This window comes from Stenotrophomonas sp. INTA L402-1, from assembly GCF_059295135.1.
In genome coordinates this window covers 1-513 of sequence record NZ_JCAFWP010000265.1, presented here as the reverse complement: position 1 = coordinate 513, position 513 = coordinate 1, and the positions used below count along the sequence as shown (strand labels likewise).

Genomic DNA, 513 nt, shown 5'->3' with positions numbered 1-513 from the left:
TTCCAGTACAGTGCCTATTTCCTCACCCTGATGCTTAATTCTTTCCCCAGTGGTTGTGCCCGGCTGGTAAGTTTCAAAGATCATCGCCAGCGTGCGATTCGGGTTACCGTTATGAACCAGCTTCATTGACACACCCTGACTGCCCATCTCAATTAAGTCGTCCTGATTAATGACGACCTGCGGCTCATCAGGTTTTTCCGGCTCGGAAAAGAATTCCGAGAGTGACAGACCATACACCTTCAGCAGCTTTTGCAGCGTACTGATGGCAGGGCTGACTTTATCTTGTTCTATCGTACTGATAGCACTGTGAGTCAGCCCGGAGAGTTCGGCGGCTCGACGTTGAGAAAGCCCCTGCTGCTGGCGGATTTCCGACAAGCGTTTTCCTGGCGCCAGTCCCTCATCACTCATATTTGCATTTCCTTAAACTGTAGTGGTCAGAGTCGCTGTTTTTCAGCGATATGGTGCTGACAAGCGGTGATAAAGCCCTCGAACAATATACGCGAAAGCGCGTAC

The 513-nt window shown here is 50.5% G+C and carries 1 protein-coding gene; it reads right to left on the bottom strand.

Going from position 1 to position 513, the window contains the following annotated elements; all coding sequences use genetic code 11:
* On the bottom strand, positions 1 to 408 hold a 408-nt coding region (gene puuR, locus AC5O77_RS22705; protein ID WP_217385838.1), incomplete at its 3' end, for an HTH-type transcriptional regulator PuuR.
* Positions 409 to 513: the final 105 nt, after the last annotated feature.